Annotated in this window: 5 protein-coding genes; 2 read left to right on the top strand and 3 right to left on the bottom strand. The window is 25.2% G+C overall.

Going from position 1 to position 4572, the window contains the following annotated elements; translation table 11 throughout:
- Window positions 1-107: 107 nt before the first annotated feature.
- The 3 genes from H9660_RS15795 to H9660_RS15785 form a co-directional block, all read right to left on the bottom strand.
- A complete protein-coding gene (locus H9660_RS15795; RefSeq protein WP_191751330.1) occupies window positions 108-479 on the bottom strand; it encodes a hypothetical protein in 372 nt (123 codons plus the stop codon).
- Between the two features lie 83 nt (window positions 480-562).
- Window positions 563-802, bottom strand: a complete 240-nt coding sequence (locus H9660_RS15790; protein ID WP_191751329.1) for a hypothetical protein — start codon at window positions 800-802, stop codon at window positions 563-565.
- Window positions 803-906: 104 nt separating this feature from the next.
- Window positions 907-1101, bottom strand: coding sequence for a hypothetical protein (locus H9660_RS15785; protein ID WP_191751328.1), 195 nt, complete (start codon window positions 1099-1101; stop codon window positions 907-909).
- A gap of 916 nt (window positions 1102-2017) precedes the next feature.
- On the opposite strand from H9660_RS15785, the gene H9660_RS15780 reads away from it, so the two are divergent.
- Together H9660_RS15780 and H9660_RS15775 are read left to right on the top strand one after the other, a co-directional pair.
- Entirely contained in the window at window positions 2018-3148 is a 1131-nt protein-coding gene (locus H9660_RS15780) for a metallophosphoesterase family protein (protein ID WP_191751327.1), read from the top strand.
- Window positions 3135-4572: AAA family ATPase (locus tag H9660_RS15775; protein ID WP_243190688.1), on the top strand; the 1438-nt coding region annotated here is incomplete at its 3' end. The genes H9660_RS15780 and H9660_RS15775, both read left to right, overlap by 14 nt.

Raw genomic sequence — 4572 nt, 5'->3', positions numbered from 1 at the left:
CTTCACTTCTTATTTTTTCCATATAAACTTTTATTTAATCATTTTCCCCAGCCGTCGCTTTTAGCGATTTAGTTCTAGATTAAGATAGTTCATTAATATATTTACTATTAAACTTTTTTCTTGTAAGTTATTAATTTATATATTGATAACCCAACGCAATAACCTATAGTAGTAAAACCAATTGTTGTTAATATAGTATAGTATGTTTGGAAATTATACTGAATTGAATTAATTATATCTGAAAACCATAATATTAATGTGATTAATAGTAATGCTGATACTGCTTTTCTTTTAGAATTTATTATATATAAACTGTATATTAGTGCAAATAACAATAAACTCACTAATAAAATAGTAAACTGTTTTTTAGATATCCTCATTGAAAAGTCGTTTGATGTTATAAAAAGTGTGTATAACCATAATATCATAGAAATAATGAATAAAATAATTCCTACAGATATGTCAATAAGTTTGTTCATATAAATCTAATCCTCTCTTATTATACCTTTCATTAATAATACATTTTCATAATAGATTAATAAGATACGTTATCTATTAAAATTCAACAGTTTCTTTTTATATTCTTTCCAATTCCAATCCCCAAAAACATTCCTATAGGAGCACATATAAGAACATTCAGCATATAGTAACTAGAAATTGTACCAATTACAAATCCAATTATCATATCTTTAAATTTATAATTTTTCTTGTCATTTTTCTTAATCACTATTATCATTGTACCAATAATTATACATACCACTATAACTGTGAATATTATTTGTAGCATATGATTCATGTCCATAGCTCTACCTCCTAATTTCCATAAGTAAAAAAACTTCATATATTAGCTCGTCTTAGATTAATACTAAGCCGTACTAATTTAATTTCAACGCCTAAAAACTATCGTTATTTATTCTTTTTTCGGTTAGAACCATTTATCATGATAATTAAAACAATAATAAATAAACTTAAGCATACTGTTGAAGCTCCTGCTGTAATAGTTGAATTAATAAAACCAGTAAAGTAATTAATTACAGTTAATAATATACCAGATATACATAATATAATCCCAACTCTCAATAACACTGTATAGACTTTCATCTTATCCCCACCTAATTTCAAATAATATACTTCGTAATTTAATACGAATGTTAACTGTTATCTATGTCTATCTTCAATAAAAAATCCAATTATGTAATAAAATACATTTTTATTATACACCCAACTGGGATATAATTCCATAGTAGGTAATCACAATAATTATCACCATTTATTTAAAACAGAGCCTACTTTAATTCTTTTTTATAATTTTCTTCCTTCAGTTTTGAAGTGTTAAAATATCATAGCAAGGTGACTTGGAGCGCATGCGACGGAACCTAGATATGATACTTTAACACTTTTTTCAATTTTGGAAATTATATTTATGGATAAATTATGGATATTTTTATGAGAATAGTAAAATTCGTAGTGTAAGAATTAGAGTTTTTATAATTTCCTTCCTTTAGTTTTCAAAGAGATAAATATTGTATGAGGTTGACTTGGAGCGAATGCGACGGAGCAAGGAATATAATATTTATATCTTTCTTTATTATTTAGGAAATTTAACAGAGTCAAATATGATTACAGCTTTATGAGAGTAGCAAAATTCTGAGAGTAGATATAGAGTTTTTATAATTTCCTTCCTTCAGTTTTGAAGTGTTAAAATATCATAGCAAGGTGACTTGGAGCGCATGCGACGGAACCTGGATATGATACTTTAACACTTTTTTTTACTTTGGAAATTATATTTATGGATAAATTATGGATATTTTTATGAGAATAGTAAAATTCGTAGTGTAAGAATTAGAGTTTTTATAATTTCCTTCCTTTAGTTTTCAAAGAGATAAATATTGTATGACGGCGACTTGGAGCGCATGTGACGGAGCAAGGAATATAATATTTATCTCTTTCTTTATTGTATAAGAATTTGAAAAATGATAAAATAGAACAAAAGTTCGCGAATTGTAAAGGTGATAAAATGAGGAAAGTTAAGATATTACAAGCAGGTGATTTACACTTTGATACACCCTTTAAGGATTTAAGTAAAAGTATATCGGAAATAAGTAAAGAAGAATTATTAGAGGTATTTAGTAAGATAATCGACATATCTATAGAAAATAATGTTGATATTTTATTGTTAACTGGGGATATTTTTGATAATTTAACTGTGAATAAAAAGACGTTAATATTTATAAAAAATCAAGTTGAGAGAATAAGTAATATAAGAGTATTTATATCACCTGGTAATCATGATCCCTATAATGAGAAGTCTTTTTATAAAATGATAAATTGGCCAAAGAATGTTTATGTATTTAAGGAAGGTATAGAAAGTATATTATTAGAAGATTTAAATACTGTAGTGTGGGGAGCAGCTTTTAATGAATATCATGTAAGAAAAAGTATGCTTAAAAATATTAATGTAAATAAAGAGTATATTAATATAATGACTATTCATGGTGATATTTCTAATTCTGATGAAGGTAATGAATATAATCCAATGACTTTAAAGGATATAGGGGATAGTGGTATTGATTATATTGCTATAGGACATAGGCATAATTTTAGTGGAATTTTAAGAGAAAATAATACTTACTATGGATATGCAGGATGTCCACAAGGAAGAGGTTTTGATGAATTAGAAGATAAGGGAATTATAATTGGAGAAGTAGCTAAGGGCGCTGTAGATTTAAGATTCCAAAGAACATCAAAGAGAAATTATTATGTTAATGAAATAAATATAAGTAATTCTGTGAGCTATGATGAAATAAGATTAAGGATATTAGCATCTATAAAAGAAGAAGATAGAAAAACTAATTTATATAAAATAATATTAAAGGGAGAAATAGAGTCTTATATTAATTTAAATGAAGATTTGATTTTAGAGAGAATAAAGGATGATTTTTATTTCGTTAAAGTTGTTGATAAAACAGAAGTTAAGCTAGATTTTGATAAGATATCAAAGGACTACTCTGTTAGAGGGGTATATGCAAAAAAATTATTAGAAAAAATGGAAGATGAAAATTGTGATAAGGATGTTTTAAAAATGGCTTTAAAATTAGGAATGCAATGTTTATCCCATGAGGAAGTGAATTTAAATGATTATAAATAAAATTAATATAATTTCCTTTGCAGGATTAAAGGATAAGGTAATAGACTTAGAGGATAAGGTTAATTTAATTTATGGAGAAAATGAAAAGGGAAAAAGTACAATTCAAAACTTCATAAGAATTTGGCTTTATGGAATGAGCTCTAAAAGAAGTAAGGATTTAAAAAGTAATGATAGAGTAAGGTTTTCACCAGTAGATGGAGATAAGATTAGGGGAGAACTACATATTACTCATAATGATAGAAAATATGTAATAAGAAGAAGCTTTGGAGCAACTAGAAAAGATGATTTATCTGAAATTTTAGATGCTGAAACTGGAGAAGTTATTAAGGATATTCCAAAGGATGAACCAGGAAAGTACTTTCTTAATGTAAATTCAGCTACTTTTACAAAAACCTTATTTATTAATCAATTAGGAGTAGCTATTTCAAAGGATAAGGAAGAGGATATTATTGATAGAGCTGCAAATCTTCTTGATAATGATAGTGAAAATATATCGATTCAAAAGTCTTTAGAAAAGCTAGAAGGAATTAAAAAGTCTATAACGACCACTAGAAAAACAGGTGAATTAGATTTACTAAGAAATAAGCTTGACAATTTAAACCAAGAAAGATATGAAGGGTATAAATTATCAGAGGAAAATATAGATAAGGAAAATCATTTAATAAATTTAAGGGAAAGAAATAAAGAACTAAGAACTGAACTTAGAAATTTAGATATTTATAAAAAGTATTTAAAAAAATCTAAACTTCAAAAGGAATATGAGGAAATTAGTGAGTATCTAAGAAAAAAAGAAGAACTTAAGAAAAAAGAAAGATATATTGAAGAAAGTATATCTTCTAGAAATGGAGTTATAGATGAAGGTTTATTAAATGATATAAAGGATGAAAACTCTCTTTACTTAAGTATTTTAGATATGAAGGCTGAAGAAGAAAAGAACTTAAATGAAAGTAAGGAGCTTTATTCAAATAAAAGAGAAGGCTTTGATGATTTACTTTTTATTGAAAACTTAACAAGTGAAGATAAAAATAAATTTATGAAAGCATCAATGGAAATTAAAAGTTTAGAAGAAAAAATTAGTAACTATGAAGAAATAAATAAAGAAATAGATAGTATAAATAAAGATATTTCTAATAAAGAAAAGTTTATTGGTAGTGCAATAAACTTTAAGGATATTAGAGATGAAATAAAATTACTATTAGTAAAATATGAAGATAAGTTAAAGGAATATAAATTTAAAGCTGAAAATTATAATGACTTAAATATAAAAAATCAAAAGTTAGAAGGAAAATTTAAAGGTTTTAGTATTTTATCAGTTATATCAATAATATTACTTTTATTATTTATATTTTTATATAAAGATAATTTGCTTTTAATTGGGATAGTTTTATCTTTATTGATATTTTTTGTATATAAAAGTATAACTT

Origin of the sequence: Clostridium gallinarum, from assembly GCF_014836325.1 — a bacterium.
In the GTDB taxonomy this organism is placed as follows: domain Bacteria; phylum Bacillota; class Clostridia; order Clostridiales; family Clostridiaceae; genus Clostridium; species Clostridium gallinarum.
Note: the sequence above shows the minus strand (reverse complement) of the source record. Positions and strands in the feature narration are given on the sequence as shown.